The sequence below is a fragment of the Rubrivirga sp. SAORIC476 genome (genome assembly GCF_002283555.1).
Taxonomy (GTDB): domain Bacteria; phylum Bacteroidota; class Rhodothermia; order Rhodothermales; family Rubricoccaceae; genus Rubrivirga.
Genome location: NZ_MVOI01000006.1, coordinates 865788 through 889658, shown reverse-complemented (window position 1 = coordinate 889658; position 23871 = coordinate 865788). Strand labels below are relative to the sequence as shown.

General features: G+C 70.4%; 15 protein-coding genes. 7 read left to right on the top strand and 8 right to left on the bottom strand.

Translation table 11 applies throughout. The features are described from left to right. Positions 1 to 145 precede the first annotated feature (145 nt). The 7 genes from B1759_RS15275 to B1759_RS15245 all read left to right on the top strand — a co-directional run bounded on the left by B1759_RS15275 (position 146) and on the right by B1759_RS15245 (position 11319). Positions 146 to 3361, top strand: coding sequence for a TonB-dependent receptor (locus tag B1759_RS15275; RefSeq protein ID WP_095515915.1), 3216 nt, complete (start codon positions 146 to 148; stop codon positions 3359 to 3361). Between the two features lie 43 nt (positions 3362 to 3404). Then, positions 3405 to 5582 carry a hypothetical protein gene (locus B1759_RS15270; protein ID WP_143537415.1) on the top strand — a complete coding sequence of 726 codons (2178 nt, stop codon included), beginning with the start codon at positions 3405 to 3407 and terminating at the stop codon, positions 5580 to 5582. A gap of 22 nt (positions 5583 to 5604) precedes the next feature. After that, positions 5605 to 5811 (top strand): hypothetical protein, encoded by a 207-nt coding sequence (locus B1759_RS15265; RefSeq protein WP_095515913.1) that lies wholly within the window; start codon positions 5605 to 5607, stop codon positions 5809 to 5811. A gap of 12 nt (positions 5812 to 5823) precedes the next feature. Then, complete coding sequence (locus tag B1759_RS15260; protein ID WP_143537414.1) at positions 5824 to 6639, top strand: PorV/PorQ family protein; 816 nt, start codon at positions 5824 to 5826, stop codon at positions 6637 to 6639. Between the two features lie 50 nt (positions 6640 to 6689). Further along, entirely contained in the window at positions 6690 to 7955 is a 1266-nt protein-coding gene (locus tag B1759_RS15255) for an IPT/TIG domain-containing protein (protein WP_095515911.1), read from the top strand. A gap of 76 nt (positions 7956 to 8031) precedes the next feature. Next, positions 8032 to 9429: a T9SS type A sorting domain-containing protein gene (locus B1759_RS15250; RefSeq protein ID WP_095515910.1), complete on the top strand. Its 1398-nt coding sequence runs from the start codon at positions 8032 to 8034 to the stop codon at positions 9427 to 9429. Positions 9430 to 9507: 78 nt separating this feature from the next. Further along, positions 9508 to 11319, top strand: coding sequence for a family 10 glycosylhydrolase (locus B1759_RS15245; protein ID WP_158225295.1), 1812 nt, complete (start codon positions 9508 to 9510; stop codon positions 11317 to 11319). 77 nt (positions 11320 to 11396) lie between these two features. Here the strand turns inward: B1759_RS15245 and B1759_RS15240 are convergent, their stop codons facing one another. From B1759_RS15240 to B1759_RS15205, 8 genes are all read right to left on the bottom strand, one after another. Next, a complete protein-coding gene (locus B1759_RS15240) occupies positions 11397 to 13934 on the bottom strand; it encodes an Ig-like domain-containing protein (protein WP_095515908.1) in 2538 nt (845 codons plus the stop codon). An 8-nt stretch (positions 13935 to 13942) separates the two neighbouring features. Next, positions 13943 to 14884: a PD40 domain-containing protein gene (locus B1759_RS15235; RefSeq protein WP_158225294.1), complete on the bottom strand. Its 942-nt coding sequence runs from the start codon at positions 14882 to 14884 to the stop codon at positions 13943 to 13945. A gap of 133 nt (positions 14885 to 15017) precedes the next feature. Continuing rightward, complete coding sequence (locus tag B1759_RS15230; protein WP_095515906.1) at positions 15018 to 16832, bottom strand: ABC transporter ATP-binding protein; 1815 nt, start codon at positions 16830 to 16832, stop codon at positions 15018 to 15020. A 131-nt stretch (positions 16833 to 16963) separates the two neighbouring features. Beyond that, positions 16964 to 17719: a response regulator gene (locus B1759_RS15225; RefSeq protein WP_095515905.1), complete on the bottom strand. Its 756-nt coding sequence runs from the start codon at positions 17717 to 17719 to the stop codon at positions 16964 to 16966. 223 nt (positions 17720 to 17942) lie between these two features. After that, the gene (locus B1759_RS15220) at positions 17943 to 19310 is read right to left on the bottom strand and encodes an acyclic terpene utilization AtuA family protein (protein ID WP_095515904.1); all 1368 of its coding nucleotides are present in this window, start codon (positions 19308 to 19310) and stop codon (positions 17943 to 17945) included. A 75-nt stretch (positions 19311 to 19385) separates the two neighbouring features. Beyond that, entirely contained in the window at positions 19386 to 21641 is a 2256-nt protein-coding gene (locus B1759_RS15215; protein ID WP_095515903.1) for a PAS domain S-box protein, read from the bottom strand. Positions 21642 to 21761: 120 nt separating this feature from the next. Next, a complete protein-coding gene (locus B1759_RS15210; RefSeq protein WP_143537413.1) occupies positions 21762 to 22541 on the bottom strand; it encodes a DUF6503 family protein in 780 nt (259 codons plus the stop codon). Positions 22542 to 22615: 74 nt separating this feature from the next. Further along, positions 22616 to 23836: an acetate/propionate family kinase gene (locus tag B1759_RS15205; RefSeq protein WP_095515901.1), complete on the bottom strand. Its 1221-nt coding sequence runs from the start codon at positions 23834 to 23836 to the stop codon at positions 22616 to 22618. Positions 23837 to 23871 lie beyond the last annotated feature (35 nt).

Genomic DNA, 23871 nt, shown 5'->3' with positions numbered 1-23871 from the left:
GGCCCGATTTGGGTCGTGGCCGGCGCGCCGATTGACCTTGCAGAGTCCCTGCGACTGCGCCATCTTCCCCACCGATGCCACGCGCCTCAGAAGCCAGACACGGCTCAGAAAAGCGCTTCCAACCCCGGTCACTGCCGGCCCGCCGATGACCTTTGCCACTGCGTTTCGCATCCCCCTCCTCCTCCTGCTGCTCGTCGGCCTCGGCGCGTCGGTCGCCACGGCGCAGACGGCGGGCAAGCTCTCCGGACGCATCGTCGACGAGAGCGGTCAGGCCATCATCGGCGCGACCGTGTTCATCGTCGAGACGTCGCGCGGCGCGACGGCCGACGTCGACGGGTACTACACGATCCTGAACGTGCCCGCGGGCACGTACAGCGTCCGCATCTCGTCGATCGGGTACAGCACCCAGCTGACCGAGAACGTCAACGTGGACATCGGCCAGACGACGACGCTCAACGCGACCCTCCAGCCGGAGACCACCACCACCGAGGAGGTGATCGTGCGCGCCGAGCGGCCTCCGGTGGAGGTCGACGTGTCGAACTCTCGCACGAACGTGGGCAGCGAGGAGATCGCCGCGCTGCCGGTGGCCTCGATCGAGAACGTGGTGGCCCTCCAGGCGGGCGTCCAGGACGGCTTCGTGGTCCGCGGCTCCGGGGCCGACGAGATCGCGTTCCAGGTCAACGGCCTGACGCTGCGCGACGAGCGCAACAACGCCCCCTTCACCAACATCAGCCTCGCCTCCGTCGAGGAGGTGCAGGTCCAGACGGGCGGCTTCAATGCCGAGTACGGCAACGTCCGCTCGGGCGTCGTCAACGTGGTCACCAAGGAAGGCGACCGCGACCGCTACGAGGCCGACATCCGGACCCGCTACAGCCCGCCCACCCAGAAGAACTTCGGCGGCCTCGCCAGCGACCTCGACGCCTACTGGATCCGCCCGTTCACCGACCCGGAGGTCGCCTTCACCGGCACCGACAACGGGGCCTGGGACCAGGCCACTCAGGACCAGTACCCCAGCTTCGAGGGCTGGAACTCGGTCTCCGCGGGCCTCCTCTCCGATGCGGACCCGACCAACGATCTCACGCCCCAGGCGCTCATGGACGCGTTCATGTTCCAGCGCCGCAAGGACTTCGAGGTCACCACGCCCGACTACGAAATCGACCTCGGCATCGGCGGTCCGATTCCAGGCGCCCAGCGCCTCGGCAACCTCCGCTTCTTCGGGTCCTTCCGCCGGGAGGAGAACGCCTACCTGATTCCGCTCCACACCCGCACGTACGCCGAGCAGACGGGGCACATCAAGCTGACCAGCGACGTGGCGCAGGGCATGAAGCTCAGTGTCGAAGGCCGGCTCGGAATCCAGGAGGGCACCGGCTCCTCGCGCTCAGGCGCCGTCTCGACCGGCTACAACAGCATCTTCCGCTCCCCGGAGGGCATCGCGAACTTCCTCTCGGGTGTGAGCCCGATCGGGTCCAGCTTCATCGACAGCCGGACGTTCTCGGGAGACTACTGGGGCCCCTCCCAGACGACCTATGACCAGGTCGGCGCGCAGTTCTCGCACTCGCTATCGCCCACGTCGTACTACGAGATCCGGGCCAACCGCTTCCAGTCGCGGTACGACACCAACCCCGGCCCGCGGCGCGACACCACGACGGTCGTCACCATTGGCGGGTACGGCTTCAACGAGGCCCCGTTCGGGTGGCAGCCGTTCAACGTCGCCGGCCTCGACGGCTCGACGGGCCTCGGCGACATCCGGATCGGCGTCGGCATGTCGAACGCCCGCGACTCGTCGCGCGTGACGGTCTACAACCTCCAGGGCGACTACACCAACCAGCTCACGCGGTTCGCCGAGATCAAGACCGGCTTCGAGTACAACCTGACGCGGAGCCAGATCAACTACGCCCGCATCGACTCGGCGTTCACGAGCACGAACGCGCGGACGGTCTGGGACGAGACGCCCATCCGGGCGGCGGCCTACGGCCAGACCAAGCTGGAGCTCGACGGCATGATCGCCAACCTCGGCCTCCGGCTGGACTACTTCACGGCGGGCGGCAACTGGTACGACTACAACCTCTTCGACCCGGTCCTGGCCGGCGTCCAGCTCGGGCCGGACGGCACGCCGCGGGCGGCGCTCGACACGCTCCTCACGACCTCCCCATCCCGGCAGATCGTGACGCTTAGCCCCCGGCTCGGCGTGTCGTTCCCGGTCTCGCAGGCCAGCAAGCTCTACTTCAACTACGGCCACTTCCGGTCCGTCCCGGACTCCGACCAACTCTACGTCGTGCGCGCGTTCTCGGTGGGCGGCCAGATCACCCAGATCGCGGACCCAAACAACCCGCTTCCGCGGACGATCGCCTACGAACTCGGGTACGAGCAGTCGTTCTTCGACCAGTTCACCGCACGCATCGCGGGCTACTACAAGGACATCTCGCTGGAGCCCCGGCTCGTGACGTACCTGAGCCGCGACGGCACCATCGACTACGACCGGACGGAGCCGAACAGCTACGCCGACATTCGGGGCTTCGAGTTCACGCTCCAGAAGTCCCGGGGCGAGTTCTTCCGGGGGTTCTTCAACTACACGTATGACGTCCGCCAGTCCGGCTACTTCGGCTTCCGGGACGTCTTCCAGAACTCGACCACGCAGCGCGAGCAGGAGGAGAGCGATGCCCTCCGCCGCCTGGCCTCCTCGCGTCCGGTCCCGCGTCCCTTCGCGCGGCTCAACCTCGACTTCTTCACGCCGGACGACTTCGGCCCGAGCGTTGCGGGCGTGAGCCTGCTCGGCGGCTGGCGGACCTCGTTCCTGGGCCAGTGGCGCGACGGCGGCCTCTACACCTGGGGCGACAATGGCGTCGCCGAGCCGGGCGTCTCCCGGAACGTCGAGATCCGGGACCGCTGGGCGCTCGATCTCCGCTTCCAGCGCCAGTTCAGCGTCGCCGGCCGGGAGGTCTCCTTCTACGCCGACGTGCTCAACGCGCTCAACCGTCGCGAGATGGCGCTCTTCTATGGCGTCGACGACGGGCAGGACCAGATCGAGTACCTCTCGAGCCTCCACTTCCCCGCGAGCGACGACTACTCGAACATCCCCGGCGACGACGTGGTCGGCGCCTACCGCTCCGAGGACGTCCCGTACCAGCCGATGGAGGCGATCCAGTCGCGCGCCGAGGCGGATGGGGTCGCTGGCACCATCTACTACGAGCGCGCGAGCGAGTCGTACATCGTCTTTGAGAACGGCGCCTGGACGCCGGCCGACGCCGGCCGTGTCTCCGATGTCCTGGAGACGAAGGCCTACATCGACATGCCGAACCAGGGGTACCTCAACTTCCTGAACCCCCGGAACGTGTTCTTCGGCGTCCGGATCAGCCTCTAGGTCCGCTCCCCGGCTCTCCACTCTGCCGGTCGCCCTCTGACTCATGCCCCTTGACATGCCCGTGCGCTCGTCCGCCCGCCTCTCTCTCCTCGCCGTCGGCGCCCTGATCCTGCTGGGCGCGCCGGATGCCCGCGCTCAGTTCCAGACGAAGTGGGTCGCGGGCGGGTCGTTCCACAACTGGTACTCCTCCGCAGGCAGCGAGAAGGAGGAGGGACTCGTCGCCCAGCAGCAGTATGGGTGGCGGTGGCCTGGCGTCTACGACTTCCAGGACATGCAGGCCGCCAAGGGCCTGTGGATCGGCGCCCAGAACGTCGTCGACGAGTCCGGATCCTCCTACCCCGCCCGCGTGGTGCACGTCGGGCCGCGCGTGACCGGCGTGGGCGAGATGTTCCCTGTCCAGTTCGAGCTGGTGAGCAAGTACCCCCTCACGGTCGTGACCGTGGACGGCAACCAGTCGTTCGCGTCCGCCTCGATGGTGGTCGACCGCGTCGACCCGGACATGGCGCCGGACTTCATGCTCATCAGCCGCATCAACACGCTGCTCGGCGTCACGATGGAGCGGCGGGTCATGCAGTTCAGCCAGGAGTTCCACGACAACTACCACGTCATCGAGTACGTCCTGACGAACACGGGCAACACCGACGACGACGACGAGATCGAGCTCCCGAACCAGACTCTGGAAGGGGTCATCGCCTACTTCCAGTACCGCATGGCCGTCGCCGCCAAGACACGGTACATGATCGGCAACCCGACCGGGTGGGGCAAGAACACCATGAACGACGCCCGCGGCGACGGCCTGCTCCCGGACCCAGAAGGCGAGCAGTTCCGGGCCCAGTTCTCATGGCATGGCTTCTTCCCCGGCAGCGCCGTGCCCTACGACAACCTCGGCGGGTCGCTCCAGATCTCGGCGATCAACAACAGCGCACCCGCCGACACGACCGGGCGCTTCGGGGCGAGCGCGTTCGCGGGCGTCGTGACGCTCCACGCCGACGCCTCGGCGTCCGACGACTCCGACGACCCCGGCCAGCCGGCGACGACCAACTGGATCGGCTCGGACGACGCCTACCTGTCGAACAACGACCCGTTCAGCATCGGCCGGATGTCGACGGAGTACAACGTCATGTCGCAGGGGCACAAGTCGCCCCGTCACGCGCTCGCCGTGGAGCCGTCGGGCCTTCCGGGCTTCCTCAACCCGTCCCGCGACCCGTCGGCCGCCGAAGGCCAGGCCAACTCGGGCGGCTACTCGTTCGGAAACGGGTTCGGGCCTTACACGCTCGCCCCAGGGGAGAGCGTCCGGTTCGTGGTCGCCGAGGGAAGCGCGGGTCTCAGCTATGAGGCGAACGGCATTCTCGGGGCCCAGTTCAAGGCGTCCGGCAACAACAGCGCGGCCGGGCTCACCTTCAACGGCGAGACGAAGACCAAGAACGAGTGGGTGTTCACGAGCCGTGACTCGCTCTTCCAGACCTTCCGCCGTGCGCTCGCCAACTACGACGCGGGCTACGACATCCCGGCGCCGCCCGCGCCGCCGATCACCTTCAACGTGGCCGGGGGCGGCGACCGGATCTCGCTCGCCTGGGAGCCCAACGCCGACGGCCCGCAGCCCGACCGCTGGGAGATCTACCGGACCTCGACGCGTCGGGACAGCGCCTACACCCTGATCCACACCGCCGGACCGGGCGAGACGAGCTTCGACGACACGACGCCGGTTCGCGGCATCAACTACTTCTACTACATTCAGGCCGTCCGCGACGGAGCCGCCAACGACGGCCGCGGCCTGACCCCGACTGGGCGGGACCTCCGGAGCTCCCGGTACGCGACCCAGACCTACGACGGAGCCACGCTCAAGCGGCAGCAGGGCGAGGCGATGGAGGCGATTCGCGTCGTCCCGAACCCCTTCTACGTGGGCGCGAGCCAGGGCATAGGCGGCGACACGCCCCTCCGATTCAGCGACCGCAGCGACAAGCTCGCCTTCTACAACATCCCGGGCGTCTGCCGGATCGACATCTACTCCGAGCTCGGGGAGCTGATCGACACCCTCGAGCACACCGACGGGAGCGGCGACGAATTCTGGGACCACACCACGTCGTCTCGCCAGGTGGTCGCCAGCGGCCTCTACATCGCCGTGATCACGGTCACCGAAGACGTCGTGGACCTCGCGACCGGGGAGACCCTCTTCCAGGCCGGAGAGCAGGCCTTCCGCAAGTTCGTCATCGTCCGCTAGCGCCGACTCCTCCCCCCCTCCCATGCCGACGCCCGCGCTCGCCCGCCTCGCTCGACTCGCCCTGCTCGCCCTCTTCCTCGTGCCGACCGCGTTCGGCCAGCAGGTCGAGGACCGCGAGAAGCTCGCCCAGTCGGGGATGAAGTTCCTCAGTGTCAGCGCCGACCCCCGCGTAGCGGCGCTCGGCGGCGCCTCGACCGCGCTCTCGACGGGGCCGCAGGCCCTGTTCTAGAACCCCGCGGGCCTGTCCCGAGGGGATGCCACCACGGGCGTCTTCCTGGGCCAGACGAGCTTCATCGCCGACATCAACTACAACCACGCTGCGGTCGCCTTCCGGCCTGCCGGCGGCCGGTTCGGGACGCTGGGCGTCTCCGTGCTGGCGGTCGACTACGGCGAACTCCAGGAGACCGTCTTCGACGCGAGCACTGAGGCGGGCTACCGCGACGTCGGCACGTTCTCGCCAACGGCCTTCGCCATCGGGCTCGGCTACGGCCGGACGGTCACCGACCGGTTCTCGGTCGGCGGCCAGGTCAAGCTGGTGACGGAGGACTTCGGAGCGATCGCGGTCTCGGCCAACGACCAGGGCGACCTCAACCGAGAGGACGTCTCGGAGACCGTGCTCGCCTACGACTTCGGCGTCATGTACGACACCCCGTTCCCGGGCCTCGCGTTCGCCGTCAGCGCCCGCAACTTCTCGCAGCAGGCCGCCTTCGGCGAGGGCGAGAGCTTCCAGCTCCCGCTGACGCTGCAGATCGGCGCGGCCCTCGACACACGCGGCCTGACCGGGCTCGACCCCGCAGTCCACCGCCTGGTCCTGTCCGTCGACGCGGAGGACCCGTACGACTACGCCGGGCAGATCGAGGCGGGCGGCGAGTACACCTTCGCCAACACCCTCGCGCTCCGGGCCGGCTACCTCTTCCCGTCCGACGTGCAGAGCTTCAGTGTCGGGGCAGGCATCCAGCAGCGGCTCGGCGGCGTCGGCTTCGGCGCCGACTACTCGTACAGCGCCTACGACGTGTTCGACCCCGTCCACCGTGTCGCCATCCGGTTCGACCTGTGAGCCTCGCGACCTGCCTGAAGGCCTCTCCCCTCTCTCGATTCCGGCCGTCCATGCTGACCCCGTCGACCCTTCGGTTCCGCCTCGTCACCGCCCTCGTGCTGCTCGCCACGCTCAGCGCGTGCGACTTCGAGGGCAGCAGCCTCTACGACCCCGACGCGGAGCGCAACAGCGCCCCGGTCGTGACCGATGTCTCGGCTCCGTTCTCCGTCGTGCTCGCGGGCATCGACGTGGTCACCGTGAACGGCCAGAACTTCTCGGCCACCCCGGAAGACAACATCGTCGTGTTCGATGACGGGCAGGGCAACTCGGCCTCCGGCACCGTCCTTTCGGCCAGCCCGACGCAACTGGAGGTCCGGGTCCCGAACCTGATCAACCCGGCGCTCCGGATGCGCGTCGCCGTCATCGGCTCGCCCGAGTACAGCAACGCCGTCGACCTGCCGCTGTCGCCCGCGTTCACGCTCGTCGACTCCATCGTGCCCAACCTCGGCGAGAGCCCGCGCGCGCTCGGCAACGGGACCGACGGCTCGCTCTACGTCACGCTCTACGTCAACAACTCCGCTGCCGGGATCATCCGGTTCGGGACCGACGGCAGTCGGTCGCCCTACTCCACGGAGAGCGTCCTCTGGACCGGGCTGGCGCCCGCGGCCGACGGCACGCTCTTCGGGGTCCGCCAGAACCGCGGCGTGTACACGATCCCAGCCGGATCGTCGAGCGACGTCACCGTCCGCAGCATCCCTTCCGGCACCCTCCGCGACGTGGCCGCCGTGGGCGACGGGACGTACTGGACGGGCGGCACCAACACGAACGTCACTGCCCGTGCGCTCTACCGGTTCACGGCCGACGGGACGGTCACCGCGACGGTCCCGTTCGCGGAGCCCGTCACGTCGCTCACCGTCGCCGACGGCGCGCTCTACGTCGCCTCCGCAACCTCTGACGCGGGCTCGGTGGTCGACAGCAAGGTCCGGCGCTTCCCCTTCACCCCCGACGGCCTCGGGCCGGGCGAGGTCCTCCTCGACGTGACCGCCCAGTTCGGCGCAGGCGTCGGCGCCAACGCCCTGGCGGTCGCGGCCGACGGAACCGTGTTCGTCGCGACGAACGCCCCCGACCCGCTCATCACGATCTCGCCCTCCGGCGAGGCCGCCTTGATCTACCCTGGCATCCTGCCCTCCCCGCTCGTCGACCTGGCGTGGGGGACGGGGCAGGTGCTCTACCTCCTCCAGGGCCTGACGCCGGAAGAGGTCGAATCGCCCACGGGCGGCTTCCTCGACCTCTACCGCCTCCAGGCCCGGATTCCCGGACCTTTTGCCGGGCTGTAGTCCCCGTAGTTTCCCAGTCCCCTCCCGCATCCGCGGGAGCTTTCGCGGCGTCCGCCGCAGCATTTCCCCCCTCATCATGCAGCGATTGCTACTCACTCTCGTGCTCGCCCTTCCCCTCGCCGTTAGCGCGCAGAGCGGATACTGGGAGTACGACTCGAACTTCCCGGCGGCTGAAGACCGCCAGTTCAGCAGCACCCACGGCCTTGCCGTCGACGGCGAGGGCCTCATCTGGGTCCAGCCCTTCGGCACCGTCGACAGCGTCCAGGTCGCGGGCGAATACCTGTCCAGCGGCACCGTCACCGTGTTCTCGCCTGACGGGACCGAGGCCGCCTGCTCGCCCGTCCGGTTCCTGTCTGACGCCTCCGGCGCCGTGACCGACACGCTCGGCATCGCGACCAACGCCTCGGGCAACCTCGAGACGCAGACCGGCCGCGGCCTTCGCGCCGACGTGAACGGCGATGTCCTCATCACCCAGGGCAACCTCCTCTTCAAGGTGGACCACACGTCCTGCGGCGCTGGCGCGGCACCGAACACGGTTCGCCTGCTGGCCAAGGCCCAGCCGTTCTCGGGCTCGATGATCTCCGCTGGTACGGACAACGCGGGCAACTTCTACATCTCGCAGGTCGTCGGGCAGGGCGCGCTGGGCTACAAGATCCTCGGCCCCGACCTCAGCGACCTCGGCGACTTCGGCAACAACCGGTCGTTCAACCGAGCGACTCTCGCGGTCGATGACGGCGGCGGCGACGGCGGCGTGGCCGTGTGGGACTTCAGCTACACGACGCTCATGCCCTCCGTCTGGTACCGTCCGGACGACTTCTCGGACTTCGACTCCCTCGGCGTGACCCCGATGGGCATGGCCATCGAGTCGGCGGCGATCCAGCCGGTCACGGACTACCTCTGGTTCAGCGCGGGCAGCCCGCTCGACGCGCCGGCTCCGGGGACGCCCTGGCAGATCAACACCTGGTACGGCTTCGCGATGGAGGACCTCTTCGTGTTCGACGGCAACGGCGACATCACGGCCACGATCGAGATGCCGACGCCCCGCGACAGCATCACGTGGAACGAGGAGGCTTCTGAGGGCCGCCCGCGCGCCCTCGCGTTCAGCGCCGACGGCGAGACGGCCTACGTCGGCCAGTTCAACCAGGGAGCCCCCGCCACGCAGAAGTTCATCAAGCTGGGCGTGGCCTCGGAGGGCACGCCGGAGTGGGTCGCCGTGGTGGACGTGTTCCAGAACACGCCGAACCCGGTTTCTGATCGCACCACGATCGAGTTCACGACGCGTGAGGCCGGCACGGTCCGGATCCGCGTGTTCGACGCGACCGGCCGTCAGGTCGCGACCGTCGCCGACCGGGCCTTTGCCACCGGGACGCACTCGGTCGACTTCGACGCCTCCGCCCTCTCGGCGGGTGTCTACATCTACTCGGTCGAGGTCAACGGCTTCGGCACGTCTCGCCAGATGACGGTCGTCCGCTAGTCCGATCGTCCGACGACCCTCGTCATGGGGGCGCTGGGCACCCGCCCAGCGCCCCCTTTCTATCTCCCCTTCCCACCCATGCGCACGCTCCTCTCCCTTCTCCTGCTCGCTGTCCTGGCGGCCCCCGGACGCGCCCAGTCTGACAAGTACGAGTTCCGCGGAGCCTGGATCGCCACCGTCGCCAACCTCGACTGGCCCAGCTGCACGTCCGGCTGCTCGTCCGATGTGCAGAAGCAAGACCTCATCGACATCCTGGACGGCCTGCAGGAGGTCGGTGTGAACGCCGTCGTGTTCCAGGTCCGGACCGAGTCCGACGCGCTCTACGACTCGCCCTTCGAGCCGTGGTCGTACTGGCTGACCGGGCAGCAGGGCCAGGCCCCGGCGCCGTACTACGACCCCCTCGCGTTCGCGACCGCCGAGGCCCACGCGCGCGGCATGGAGCTCCACGCTTGGATCAACCCATACCGGGCCGACCGCGGCTCGGACTACGTCAAGGACGAGTCGCACGTCACCCGGGCGCACCCGGAGTGGATCCTCTCGTTCTCGACGGGCATCAAGATCCTCGACCCCGGCCTGCCCGAGGTCCGCGACCACGTCGCCTCGATCGTCGGCGACATCGCCCGGCGCTACGATGTCGATGGTGTCCACTACGACGACTACTTCTACCCCTACCCGGGGACCGGCTTCTCCGGCATCACCGACGAGGACGCCGCGACGTTCGCCACTCACCCGCGCGGCTTTACCGACCAGGGCGACTGGCGGCGCGACAACGTCAACCTCCTCGTCGCCCAGATCCAGGACACGCTCCAGGCGGTCCGCCCCGAGGCGGTCCATGGCGTGAGCCCGTTCGGCATCTGGAAGAACAACGTCCCGTCGGGCGTCCGCGGCCTCGACGCCTACGAGGTGATCTACGCCGACGCGACCGCGTGGCTCGACGCGCAGACGATCGACTACCTCGCTCCGCAGTTGTACTGGTCGTCGGATGCGATCATCAACGGGTCATTTAATCGCCAGCCGTTTGGGGCGCTCGCCCAGTGGTGGGAATCGGTCCGGAACGACCGGCATGTGTACCCGGGGCTGGCGGCGTACCGCACCGGGCAGGCGGGCTTCGACACGAGCGAGATCCCCGACCAGATCCGAATCACGCGGAGCCGGGAGGGCATCGACGGCTCGATCTTCTTCCGCGCGAACGCGGGCGTGCTCCAGTCGGACCGCGGCCTGAGCGACTCGCTCCGGACCGACCTCTATGCGACGCGCGCCCTTCCCCCGGTCATGCCGTGGAAGAGCCTGGACGCGCCCGGCGCCCCGACCGGCCTCGACGCCGTCCCGGACCCGCAGGGCGAGCCCGGCGCGACGGTGCTCACATGGACGGCCCCGGCTGACGGCGCGGCCGACACCCGCTTTTACGCGGTCTACCGGGTGCCCGAGGCCGATGCGGGCGACCTCGACGCCGCGCTGGAGCGGGCCGAGAACCTCATCGGCGTCACGGGCGAGACCACGTTCACGGATGTTCGCCTCGACGGCAGCGGGCTGACCTACGTCGTGACCGCCGTCAGCACGAACTCGGTCGAGAGCGCGCCCAGCAACACCGTCGTCTTCGAGTCGACCGACGCGGAGACGAGCGGACCGACGGCCCTGCTCGCGCTCGACGCGCCGCGGCCGAACCCGTCCGCGGGCCCGGTCACGCTCTCCTACCGCCTCGGCGTCCCCGCCGCGGTGACGCTCCGGGTGGTGGACGTGCTGGGCCGTGAGGTGGCCCGTCTGGCCGACGACGAGCCGCAGAGCGGCCGCCAGACCGTCACGTGGCAGGCCCGGACGCCGGGTACCTACCTCGTGGTGCTGGACGCGGAGGGCCAGCGCACCGTCCGCCCGGTCGTGGTGGTGCGGTAGTTCACCCTGTACCAAACGAAAGGGCCGCCCCGTCGTCGTGACGGGGCGGCCCTTTCGTTTGGTGCAGGGGTCCGTTGCTAGCGCGCGACGACCACCGAGGTGGAGGCCCTCGCCTCGCCCGCGGTCACCCGGACGATGTAGACACCCGAGGCGGCGCCTTCGACGGACCATGTGAGGTCATGCTCACCGGCGCCCAGCGCCGCGCCGTCGGCCAGGACCGCGACGCGCTGGCCGATGGCGTTGAACACCTCGGCGCGAACAGTCGCCGGAGCACCGAGGGCGAACCGGATCTCGGCCGACGAGCGGACGGGGTTCGGCCGGACCGCCGCGAGCCGCAGCGGTTCGCGGTCGCCGGGCCCGCCGTCCGTGGCGACCGGCGGGACGAGGGTGACCACGTCGAGATCGTCCACGACGAGCGCGCCGAAGCGGGGCGACGAGCCGTCGTAGCCGAGCTGCAGCGACTCCATCCGGAGCGATGTGGGGCTGTTCCAGGCGCCGTTCCCGATCCATGAGCCGAAGCCGTCGGCGTCGAGGTCCCACGTCACCGTCCGCCAGCCGAGCCAGTCGACGGCGGTCCAGGGGCTCACCTCGATGCCGCTCGTCCCGTCGTCGACGGCGAAGCGGAACAGGGTGCCGGTGCCGTCGCCGAAGACGCGGATGCGGAGCGTGGCCTGGTCGGTGAACGAGTGGCTCGGCGAGCAGCCGCCGAAGCACTCGCGGATGAGCCACGACGAGGCGAGGTCGTCCCAGCCGTAGTCGATCCGCATGGCCGTGTCCCCGCCGAGCGGGTAGGCCAGCGGGACCGCCGTGACATCGGTCGAGTCGGTCACGATGCCGGCGGTGGAGCCGCTCTGCTGGGGCAGCCACCAGTCGTCGGCGATCGAGCTGCCCTCGAAGTCCTCGATCACGCGGACGTCCTCGGTCCCGGCGGTGGTCGTGAAGGTGAAGGCGTACCGGCCCGTGCTCGCGTTGGAGAACAGGTCCTCGACGCCCGGCTCGATGGCGAACCGGTAGCGCGTCTCCGCGTCCAGCGGCGCGTCGGGCGCGAAGCTGACGGTGCTGACCGGCTCCGGATCCTCGCCGACGACGCCCGCGAGCGTGTGGGTGAAGGTCCCGGCTACGGGGACGCCAGCGGTCGTCTCCAGCGTCACCCGGCCGTCGAGGGTCTCCGGAACCACGGGCTCCGTGAACACGACCGTGACGACGGGTCGCCGCTCAGCACCCGTCGCGTTGGGAGCGGGGTCGCTCGCTGCGAGGCGGGGCGCGACCGTGTCGGGGAAGCTGGACGTGAACGTGAGCACGAACGCGTCTCCGCCGGTGCCGTCGCCGTCGCCGTCGAGGACGCTGCCGTTGGACGTCGCCAGAGAGCCCGCGAGCGTGAGCGTGAAGGCCGTCGTGGGCGCGAGCGGCGCGTCGGGGGTGAACACGAGCCGGTAGCCGTCCTGCTCCAGCGTCGCGACGCCCGCGACCGGATCGTCGCCGCCGGTCGGGACCAGCGTGACGGCGCCGTCCAGCGTCGTGGCGTCCAGGGGGCGGCTGAAGGTGATCTCGATGGGCGAGGTGATCGGGAAGCTGGGATCGCCCTCCTCCGGCTTCGCGTCCGTCACGACCGGCGGGACGGTGGACACGAGCGCCACGTCGGTGAACGAGATCTCGGTGTCGAGCATCGTCACCTCGGCCGTCGCATCGGCGTAGCCGGGCGCCGAGACGGTGACGGTATGCGTGCCCGGCGAGAGGTCTTCGAGGTAGTAGAAGCCGTTCGAGAGCAGGTCCGGGTCGGACGTGAAGCGGAAGAACAGCGACTCGTAGGTGTCGGTCGTGTAGGTCTGGCCGTCGATCTCGACGGTGGCGCCGTTGAGCGTCCTGCCACTCTCGGCGTCGGTGATAAAGCCCGCCGCGATGCGGTGGACCGAGCGCGGGATGCCGTGCCAGTCGAGGATGGCCCAGTAAAAGGCCTGCGCCTCCATCCGCTTCCACTCCGCGTTCATGTTGCGCGGGTTCTGGACTGGGTTCGTGTGGAAGCCGCCCTCGCTCAGCACCGACGCCATGCTCGACGTCCGGTTGACGAACAGGTAGGGGAACTGGTTGTCGTGGTTGTCCGGGAAGCCCTGGTAGAACGTCCGGTCGGCGTAGTTGCCGATGGTGGGGAGCCGCATCGCCGTCGAGAGCGCCTCCTCGTACTCGTCGCCCATGAGCCCGCCGCCCACCGGCGTCTTCTCGACCGTCTGGCCGCCGGAGCGCCAGCCGCCGTACAGCATCAGCACGTTGTTGGAGGACGGGCCACCCGCGTTGCTGTGGATGGAGTGGAAGAAGTCGGCGCCGAGCGTGTTGGCGCGGTCGGTGCGCTGCGAGAGGCTCACGACCTCGGTGTCGTTGGTGCGCGACATGTAGACCGTGTCGATGTCGGTCCGCGTCAGGAGCATCTCGCGGAGCGCGAGGCCGACGCGCAGCACCTTCTCGGGCTCGGAGTACCCGTAGATGCCGACGTTCTCGGAAGTGGTGCTGTGGCCGGGGTCGAGGAAGAGGCTCCAGTCGGAGAGGCCGGTCACCTCCTGCGCACGGGGCGCGGCGGCGAGAGCGAGGACGAGGAGCCCCAGGGGGAGAAACTTGGTCATGGTGGGGGCTACTCAGAGACGGAGAGGAGGTACAGGGCGCCGTCGACGGCGTCGTCGAAGGCGAGCGCGCGGCCGTCGGGCGACCACGAGGGGTTCATCTCCAGCCGGTCGGGAGACTGCGTGAGCGCGACCCGCTCGGACCCGTCGGCGCGGACGGCGACGAGGTCGGACGACGTGATGTCGTGGCCGTCGTCGGCGGTCACCATGAAGGCCACCCAGCGGCCGTCGGGCGACCACGTCGGGCGGGCACCGGGGCCGAGGTCGACGAGGCCCGAGCCGTCCAGGCGCATCGTGAACAGGTTGCCACCGTACACCTCGAACGCCACGCGGGCCCCGTCCGGGGAGGGCGTCAGGTTGAGCAGCATCGCGTCGCGGAACTGGGGGAGCGCGCGGAGGCCGCCGGTGGCGGGGTCGGTCACGACCAGACCGCCGCGGGGGCTCGCCAGCACGACCTCCTCGGGGACCGTCGTCCGGGCCTCGGCGTCGACGGGGATCACCTCAGCCGCGCCGTCCGCCAGCAGGGCGACGTGGTGCGGGCCCGCCCAGTGCGGCAGGCCGGTCATCTGGGACCGCTCTTGGACGAGGTCGGTCACGGCGCCGTCGAGGCCGACCATCGAGACCGTGTGGCGGCGATAGAGGCCGTCCACGCGGGCCGTCCGCGCGACGAGCGCCTGCCCGTCGGGTGCCCAGCTGAAGCCAAAGCCCGCGCCCGGCGCGTCGGCGAGTTGCCGCGCCGCGCCGCCGTCGGCGCCGACGACCCAGAGGCCGACGTACTGGTCGCGGGTGAAGGCGACGCGCGCCCCGTCGGGCGACCACACGGGATGCGTTGCCGGAGTGGCGTCGGAGTACAGGCGGACGGGCGGACCGTCGGGGCGGAGCGACTGGCTCAGCGCCGGAGCCGCGCCACCGAGCGCGAGCAGGCCAGCGAGGCCGAAGGAGAGGATGCGCACAGGAAGCGTTAGGAAGCGGGTCCGCAAACTACCGCCCGGCCGCTCCTCCCCCGGGTGCCAGACGGAGCGCTCCCGGCTGCCTGGCGTATCTCGTGCATCCCCCCATCCCGCCTCGGCGCCGAGGCAGGCTGACCTACGCTCCCGCCAGTTCGGCCTCCAGCTGCTGCTTCCGGACCATCGTGGCGTAGGCGCCACCCGCGGCGACCAGTTCGGCGTGCGTGCCGCGCTCGGACACGCGCCCATCGTCGAGCACCAGAATCTGATCGGCGTCCTGCACGGCCGAAACACGGTGGCTGACCACCAGCACCGTCCGCTGGCCGAACTGGGCGCGCAGGTTTTCCAGGATGGTCGCCTCGGTGCGCGTATCGACCGCCGAGAGGGCGTCGTCGAAGAGCAGGATCGGCGCGCGGCGGATGAGCGCGCGGGCGATGGCCGTGCGCTGCTTCTGGCCGCCCGAGAGCGTGATGCCACGCTCGCCGACGCGCGTCTCGAAGCCGAGCGGGAAGCCCTCCACGTTGCCGATCAGGTCCGCCTCGCGCGCCGCCTCGCGGATGGCCTCCGCCTCCGCCTCCGGCACGCCGAAGGCGATGTTGTTGCCGATGGTGTCGGAGAACAGGAACACCTCCTGCGGCACGTAGCCGACTGCCGCGCGGAGCGTTCGCAGCGGCATCTCCCGCACGTCGGTCCCGTCCACGCGGACCGTGCCGGCGGTCGGGTCCATCAGCCGTGGGATCAGTTCCACGAGCGTGGACTTCCCCGCGCCGGTCCGCCCGACGATGCCGACCGACGAGCCGGCGGGCACCTCAAAGGAGACGCCGTCGAGGACGGGCGGGCCGTCCGGCGTGTACCGGAACGTCACGTCGTCGAACGTGATGCGCCCGGCGACGGCCTCCACGGCGAGCGCGTCCGGCGCGGCGTCCGCCATCGGGTCGCCCACGGCGGGTTCGGTCTCCAGGATCTCCTCGATGCGGCTCATCGACGCCGACGCCTGCTGGACCATCGAGACCACGTAGCCGAACGAGGCCACCGGCCACGTCAGGTTGGCGACGTAGATGATGAACTCGGCGATGTTGCCTAGCGAGAGTTGCCCCGCGATCACCAGACGCCCGCCGACGCCCACCACGAGGACCGTGCTCAGCCCGATCAGGATCATCAGGACCGGCCGGAAGGCCGCGTCCACGAGCGCGAGGTCGAGCGCGCGCGCCTGGTAGTCCTCGCTGGCGTCGTCGATGCGCTTGCCCCACGTTTCCTCCTGTGCGTACGCCTTCACCACGCGAATCCCCGAGAGCGCCTCCTGCACGCGGCTCGTCAGGCCCGAATAGGCCTTCTGCTGGCGGTCCGTGCGGACGTGAACCAGCCGGCTCACGAAGAACACCGACACGGCCAGGACCGGCATCGGCAGGACGGCCCAGAACGTGAGCGTCGGCGAGATCGCGAGCATGAACGTGAGCGCCATCACGATGGCCGCGATGGCCCGCGAGAGGTACATCAGCGCCGGGCCGACGTAGCGGCGCACCTTCTCGATGTCGCTCGTGGCGCGCGTCATCACGTCGCCCGTCGGGAAGCGGTGGTAGAAAGCGCCCGAGAGCCGCTGGAGGTGGGCGTAGAGCCGGTTGCGGAGGTCGTACTCGATGTAGCGACTTGCGACGACCACTAGCCGCCGCATGAGGAACATGAACACCCCCGAGAGGGCCGCCAGCCCCAGGATCATGCCACCGAGCAGCACCAGCGCCCAGCGGAAGTCGTCGTAGAGCATCGTCCCGGCGGCCGACCCGGCGGCGTAGCCCTGCACGGCCACCATCCGCGGGATCGCGTCGATGGCCTCGCGGACGAGCCCGGGGATGAACAGCGTGAACAGCGCCGAGACGAGCGCGCAGAGCAGTCCCGGCCCGAGGGTCCAGCGGTAGCGCCAGAGGTCGGCGTTGAGGCGGCGAAGCGGGGAGGCCATGCGGTCGGGAGGGCAGCGCGCAACCTACGTCCCGCACTCCGCACAGGTCCCCCGTCTCAGCCCCTCGAGTGCAAGTGGGTCCGCCTCGGTGCCGAGGCAGCGGGAGAGGCGCCTTCCACAGGCGCCCGGGCTCACGCCTCGACCGTCACGAGGCCGATGGCCAGGCGGGTCTGAGTGAGAGCCGCAGCGAGGGGCTCGGCGAAGACGGTGGCGTCGACGTTGCGCGAGGCCTCCTCGATGCGGCACCACGCGTCGGCGAGCGTCGCCAGGCCCACGTTGGCAGCGCTCCCCTTGATCGCATGGGCCATGCGGGCCAGCGCGTCGAAGTCGCGGTCCGCCACGATGGGGTCCAGGAGGTGCAGGGCCTTTCGAGTCGAGTCGGCGAACGTGTCGACGAGGTCGGCCACGAACGCCTCGTCGTCCTCCCCCAGCAAGCCGCGGACGTGGGCGCGGATGTCGCGCAGGAGTCGCTCGACGCCCTCGTCGCTGGAGGTCGCGGGCGCCGCGGTCGGGGTCGCCTTTGGCAGCGGGCTCACGGCCTGTTGGAGAACCGGGACCGTGAAAGGCTTGGGGGCGACCCCGTCGAACCCGATTCCCACCATGCGCGCCTCCAGCCCGGACTGCGCGTGCTCGGTCACCGCGATGATGCGAGGCGAAGCGCCGCCCGAGGCGGACCGGATCGCACGCAGTGCCTCGACGCCGTCCATCACGGGCATCTGGATGTCCATCAGGATCAGGTCGTACGCCCGCTCCGCCGCCGCCCGAACCCCCTGTGCCCCGTCGGACGCCACGTCGGCCTCGATGCCGAGGTGCCGAAGCATGGAGAGCGCGATGGACTGGGCGGTCGGGTCGTCTTCGACGAGGAGGACGGCCAGGGGCGCGGACATAGGACCCGAGGAAAGGGGCAACGGCAGACGTGTCGCGGTGGGACCGACCCGGTATCGCCGGAACGTGCGCAGAGGTTAAAGGGGACGGGCGGCGCAGTCCTCCCGCACACATCGGCCACACGGTCGTCGGCAGCCGATCGGGAGAACGGGCCACGGGATTGGGGAGGCAGAATCCGTCGCTCCCCGCCCCGCCGGTCGGGCACGGCGACGGGTAGGCCTGGGGTCAGACCTCCAGCAGCCGGACCTCCGTCTGGACCTCGCTCTTCGGAATCAGCGCGGGCCAGTAGGCGACGACCTCGCTCGGGCGCGGACGCCCACCCGCGAAGCCCGTCACAGCGCTGGGGCCGGTCAGGATGAGCGGCGCGATCTCGCGCCCGAACTGCTCGACGGCGGCCTTGTCCTGCCCGCGCACCGAGACCCGAAGCTGCACCTCGTCCAGGTCCGCCTCGGCGACCGCGTCGACCGACTCGGTCTCCGAAAGCGCGTTCAGCCCGATGATCTCAGCGCGGTACTCCTCGAACTCCAGGCCGAGCGCGTCGAGGCGGTCCTTGAGGATCTGCGCCGCGGCGCGGGCCTTCGCGGCGGCCTCCGGCCACGCGTAGACGAGCGTCGAGGTCGCCTTCCAGCCGTCGGCGTAGGCGGCCGAGACCTTGAGGAACTCGGTGTCCTCGGCGCCCCGGATGCCGCTCACGAGAACCCGGTCGTCGCCCTCGTCCTCCAGCTGGATGCTGGTGAAGTCCGCCACCACGTCCGGCGTGATGTAGTCCGTCGGGTCGCCGATTTCGTAGAGGAGCTGCTCGGCGACCGTGCCGCGGCTGACGAGCCCGCCGGTGCCGTCGTGCTTCGTAACCACGAACGTGCCGTCGGCCGAGACCTCGGCGATGGGGAAGCCGATGCGCGCCATGTCTGGCACGGCCCGCCAGTCGGTGAAGTTGCCGCCGGACGACTGCGCGCCGCACTCCAGGATGTGGCCGGCGACGGTACCCGCGGCCATCTTGTCCCAGTCGGTCCAGTCCCAGCCGAAGCGGTCGACGAGCGGGGCGAGCGTGAGGCCGGTGTCGGTGGTCCGCCCGGTGACCACCACGTCGGCGCCCATCGCGAGCGCCTCGGCGATGGGCTGGGCGCCGAGGTAGGCGTTGGCGCTCACGATCTGGTCGCGGACCTCCGCGAGCCGCTGCCCGGTCTCCATGTGCTTCAGCTCGACGCCGCGCGCGAGGAGGTCGTCGAGGCGCTCCAGCAGGTCGTCGCCGGTGACGACGGCCACCTTGAGGCCGGTCGCGCCGCGCGCCCGCGCGCCCTCCACGATGGCCTCGGCACAGGCGACGGGGTTCACGCCCCCCGCGTTGGAGATGATCTTGAAGCCCTTCTCCACGATGTCGGGCGCCAGCTCCGTCACCACCTCCACGAAGTCGCGGGCGTAGCCCTTCGACGGGTCGCGCAGCTTCTGCTTCTGCAGGATCGACATGGTCACCTCGGCGAGGTAGTCCATGACGAGCACGTCGATGGGACCGAGGCGAGCCTGGTCGATGGGGGCGCGCTGGAGGTCGCCCCAGAAGCCCTGGCCGGAAGCGATGCGAAGGGGAGCAGACATGAGGAGCGAGGGGGAGACTGGAACCGCTTTCGGAAGCTACGCGGTGACCCGCGGGCCGGTCCCCGCGCCGGGCCTCTACTCCTCTTCTTCGGCCTGAGCAGGCTCGAAGGTGACCGCGACGACGGTGCCCCCGCCCTCCCGGTGGCGCACCTCGAACTCGCCGCCCACGCGATCGGCGCGATACCGCATCGTGCGCAGGCCGAGGCCCTCTCCGCCTGCCAGCGCGGTGTCCGAGATGCCGATGCCGTCGTCGCGGACGGTGAGCATCGCGTGGTCGCCCGCGCGGGTGAGCCCGACCTCGATCGTCTTGGCGCGTCCGTGGCGAGCCGCGTTGGCGAGTGCCTCCTGCGCGATCCGGTAGAGGTGGGCCGCGTGCTCGCGCGTCGGGGCGGTGATGGTCGCGTCGCCCTCGAACGAGCAGGTGATGTCGAACGCCATGGCGGCGTCGGCGGCGAGGCGGGCGAGCGCGTCGTGGATCTCGTCCGGCTCGATGTTGATGGGGAACAGGCCGCGGGCGATGGCGCGGGCCTGCTCGAGCGCGCCCTCCACCAGCTGGCGGGTGCGGAGCGCGTCCGCCGCGAGGTCCGCCTGGTCGGTCCCGTCGAGCGCGTAGTAGAGGGCCTGGAGGCGGAAGGCGGCCCCAGTGAGCACCTGCCCGAGGCCGTCGTGGAGGTCGCGCGCCATGCGCTCCTGCTCGCGGGCGGCCACCTCCAGAATCTCGCGCTCCAGCTGCCGCCGCTCGGTGACGTCGCGTTGCGTGCCGACCCAGTTGACCACCTCGCCGGCGTCGTTGCGGACCGGCGCGATCTCCCACTGGAGCACGAACTCGCTACCGTCCTTGCGGTAGTTGATCGCCTCGGCCTGGACCGGCTCGCCCGCCTCCAGCCGCGCGCGGACGCGATCCAGCACGGCCCGGTCGGTCTTGGGCCCCTGGAACATGCGCGGCGACCGGCCGATGATCTCGGGGACGGTGTAGCCGAACGTGCGCGCGTGCGCCTCGTTGGCGTACAGGATGCGCGGGCCGGGCTCGTCGACCCCGATGCCCGTCACCACGATGGGCTCGGCGGCCTGCTCGACCGCCGCTGCCAGCAGCCGCCGCTCCGTGTCCGACCGGCGCCGCTCGGTCACGTCCTCGGCGACGTACGAGAACAGCGGCGGCTCGCCCCGCTCGGCCGTGTTCACGACCACGTCCAAGAGCCGGACGTCCGGGGCATCGGGATGGGCGCCCCACGGGAAGACCGTCCGGAAGTGCGAGGGCTCGCCGGTCTTGGCGCACGTCCGGACGTGCCGCTCCCAGAGGTCGGCCTCGGCGGCGGAGAAGCCGAGGGCGGTGAGGGAGGCGCCCTCGATGCGATCGGCCTGCGCCCCGGCGGAGCGGAAGAGGTCGAGGGCGGCCTCGTTGGCCGTCTGGTGTCGGACCTCCCCGTCCCGGTCCTCGACGACGCCCATCAGGAACGGCGCGCTGTCGAAAAACGCCCTCAGCAACCGACGCCGGCGCTCGGCCTCGTCGCGCTGCTCGATCTCGGCGGTCACGTCGTTCTGCACGCCGACGTAGTGGGTCAGCTCCCCTGCGGCGGTGCGGATGGGCGTCAGGTAGAGGCGGTTGTAGAACCGTGTGCCGTCCTTGCGGTAGTTCCTCAGCAACGCGTGGGTCGAGGCCCCACTCGCGATGGCCCGGCGGATCTCATCGAGCGCCTCGGCCTGCCCGTCGTCCGTGTTGTCGCGGGTGCCGTCCGGGCGGACCTGGAGGAACCGGCAGTTCCGCCCGATGATCTCCTCGCGCGGGTAGCCGGTCGCGTCGACGAAGTTCTGGTTCACCATCACGAGCGGGTTGCCCGGCAGCCGCATGTCGGTCACGACGACGAGGTTGTTGACCGCGTCGAAGGCGCGGTGCAGCAGGTCGTCGGCATCGCGCACCTGGGCATCGGAGCGGCGGTCGCGCAGGAGCAGCAGCGTGCGGTCTCCGAGGATGCGATCGGCCGAGGCGAGCCGCTCGCCGGAGCGGTCCGTCGCCCCGGAGAGCACACGCACCCAGACCCAGTCTCCGCCGACTCCGCGCATCCGAAACTCGCGCTCGAACGGCAGCGGCGCCTGCCAGAAGCCGCCCGCCTCCTCGTGGACCCGGTCCTCCGGGTGAACGAACGCCAGCAGCGGCTGACCTTCCAACACCTGCGGGGTGATCCCCAGGATGGCCACCACGCCGGGCGCGGCGTACGACACGACGCCGTCGGGCTCGAGGATGAGGACCGTGTCGGCGAGCGAGGCCGAGAGGGCGTCGAAGGCGTCCTGCCCCTCGAACAGGAAGCGAGGAGCGTCGGGGGGGTTGGGCATGCGACCGGGGGAAAACAAGGCCGATTGGCGCGTCGGCAGGCCGTCCGTGGCTGCGCGCCGTATCGGCGGGGCGCATACTACTCACACAGGCCGCACCGGACGCCGCCTCCCAGCCCGGCCTCAGCGCGCGACGCGGACGTCGTCCAGCACGACCTCCGAGACCTCGAACGTCCGCCCGTCGTCGTAGGCCGCGCCGAAGTCCGCGATGTCGGCCAGCGAGTCGGCGGTGACGTTGCGCCAGTTCTGGAAGAGGACGCCCTCGGCGCGAACCTCCCCGATGGGCACCCGGAAGCGCGTGCCGGTCTCCGTGCGCGACGTGTCGCCCGGCGACGGTTCGTAGGTGTACGCGTAGTAGCCGATCTGGGCGTCGGCCGGGCGGAGCCAGTAGACGTAGCGGTCCTCGAAGTCGACGCCGCCCCCCTCGCGGGCGAAGGTCACCTCGACCCGGTCGTACGGCTGCCCGCCGACGGAGTCTGGCCCGAGCGACCGGGCGCGAACGGCGGCATCGGCCAGGGGGGCGGGCAGCAGCGCGAAGTAGACGACCGAGTTGACGGCCGTGTGGACCCGCGCCGCCTCGGCGGCATCGAGCGGCACCTCGGTGCCGTTGATGAACCGGTGCGTGCCCTCGTTGTCGACGACCTCCTCGACGGTCCGCCCGAGGTTGTCGGTCAGCGTCCGCGCGTAGCGGTACGCGCCGCCGTCGCGACGGGCCGTGAAGGGGACGCCGCGGAACGTGAACCGGACTTCCGCCCCCTCCAGCGTCGCCGAGCCATGGTGCTGGCGGGCGCGGTCGAGCAGCGCCAGCGCCTCGGCGTCGCCCTGGGGTGCGGGAGCAGACGTCTCGCAGGCGACCAGCACGAGAGCCAGGGTAAAGGAGATGACGATGGAGCGAGCAGGCACGGGTGCGACGGTGTGTGGAGGCCTCGGCGATCAGCCGGTAGACGGCGAGGCGGAGCGCGGGCTTACGGGGCGCCTCACACGAACGGCGACTGGCGAGCGGCGCGAGCCAGCTTCTGCGTGTCCTGCGCGATGACGAGTTCCTCGTTGGTGGGCACCACCCAGACCGGGATCGTGCTCGCGTCGGTCGTGATGCGGGCCTCGGTGCCGTCGGCAGCGGCGTTGGCGGCCGGGTCCACAGTGATGCCGAGTCCGTCCAGCCCGGCCAGGATCTGGGCGCGCACGGGTGCCGCGAACGTCCCGATGCCGGCCGTGAAGGCGACCGCGTCGATGCCGCCGAGCACGGCGAGGTAGCGGCCGAGGTAGCTCTTGACGCGGTAGCAGAACACGTCGATGGCCTGCTGGCAGCGCACGTCGCCGTCGGCCGCCTCGGCGAGCAGGTCGCGCATGTCGGCCGCGTAGCCGCTCAGGCCCAGCAGGCCCGAGTAGCGGTTGAGGAGCGTGTGGACCTCCGAGAGCGGCGCGTCCTCCTTCTCGGCGATCTCGAACACGATCGACGGGTCGAGGTCGCCGGAGCGCGTGCCCATGACGAGGCCTTCCAGTGGCGTCATCCCCATCGACGTGTCGACGCTCCGGCCGTCACGGATGGCGGCCATCGAGCAGCCGTTGCCGAGGTGGATCGTGACGACGCGGCTCGCCTGGAGATCGAGGCCGACCAGGTCTACGAGGCGGCGGGAGACGTAGTAGTGGCTCGTCCCGTGGAAGCCGTAGCGCCGGATCTTGTGGCGCCGGTAGAGGCGGTTCGGGAGCGCGTACAGGTAGGCCTCCGGCGGGATGGTCTGGTGGAAGGCCGTGTCGAAGACCGCCACGTGGGGCACGTCGGGGAAGGCCTTCTGGGCGGCCCGGATGCCCTGCAGGTTGGCCGGGTTGTGGAGCGGCGCCAGGTCGAAGGCATCGCGGATGGCGTCGATCACCTCGCCGTCGACCAGCGCCGACTCGGCGAACTGCTCGCCGCCATGGACGACGCGGTGTCCGACCGCCTCGATGGGCGGCAGGATGTCCTGGTCTGGCCCGTCCGCCTCGCGCATCCGGTCGAGGAGGTGGCCGAGGGCGGTCGTGTGGTCGGGCGCCTGGAGCGAGACGCGCTCGGCCTTGGCGTCACCGAGGCGGAACGAGGCGAGCGACGACACCGCGCCGATGCGCTCGACCTGTCCGGCCGCGAGCGTCTGCCCGGCCTCGGCATCGATGAGGTCGATCTTGAGCGACGAGGACCCGGCGTTGAGGACGAGGACGACCATCGTGAGGAATGGGAAGTGAGAGTCGGGGACGCGCG